General features: G+C 76.5%; 1 protein-coding gene and 1 pseudogene. Both read right to left on the bottom strand.

The genetic code is table 11. The features are described from left to right. Window positions 1–570: polyphenol oxidase family protein (locus L0B03_RS18565; protein WP_250448580.1), on the bottom strand; the 570-nt coding region annotated here is incomplete at its 3' end. 14 nt (window positions 571–584) lie between these two features. Beyond that, window positions 585–839, bottom strand: a pseudogene (locus tag L0B03_RS18560) (cell division protein FtsZ); the annotation flags it as partial.

Raw genomic sequence — 839 nt, 5'->3', positions numbered from 1 at the left:
CCGGGCCTCCGGCACCACGGCCACCACCTGGGCGGCCAGCTCGGCGGGCACCTCGTAGCAGGATCCGCACACGGCCGGGCCCACCACGGCCCTCAGGTCGGCGACCTGCGCACCGCGACCGACCATCGCTGCGACGGCCTGCCCCACGACGTCCCCGAGCACCCCGGCGCGGCCCGCGTGCACGGCCGCCGCCACCCGGTTGATCGGGTCGCAGAGCAGGATCGGCACGCAGTCGGCGGCGAGCACCACCAGACCCACCTCGCTCGAGGTGGTGACGAGGCCGTCCGCCGCCGGCACCTCGGCACGGTCCCGAGGCGCAGCAGTCACGGGATGCACGTGGGTGCCGTGCACCTGCCTGGCAGCGACCACCGGCACGCCGGTCCAGTCCGCCAGCCGCGCTCGACGCGCGAGCACCACCTCGTCCTCCTCCCCCAGGCCGAGCCCGAGGTTGAAGGCCCCGTGCGGTGAGACCGAGGCCGTGCTGTCGCCTCGCCCGCCGGGCTCGACCGCCATCGTGAACGCCGCCCGCACCCCCGGGCCGAGGTCGACCTCGAGGAGGGGCGGTCGCACCGTCGCCCGACGCGTCAGGAGTGCTTGAGGAAGTCGGGCAGGTCGAGGTCGTCGTTGCTGCTGCGGCGCGGCGACCGCTCCTCGAAGACCCTGGGGACCTCGACCGCACCGGTCGACGGCTCCCGCTCCTCGCCCAGGAAGGACGGCCCGGCCTCCTCCTCGGCCCGCGCCGGGGTGCGCGGCTCCTCGTGCGCCCCCTGGTACGGGGCGTCGCTCCAGGCAGGCGCCTCGTCGACCGGCTGGGCGGGGACCGCGACGGGCACCGACGG

The organism is Actinotalea sp. C106 (genome assembly GCF_023630195.1).
Classification (GTDB): domain Bacteria; phylum Actinomycetota; class Actinomycetes; order Actinomycetales; family Cellulomonadaceae; genus Actinotalea.
This window is presented reverse-complemented; position numbering and strand designations above follow the sequence as displayed.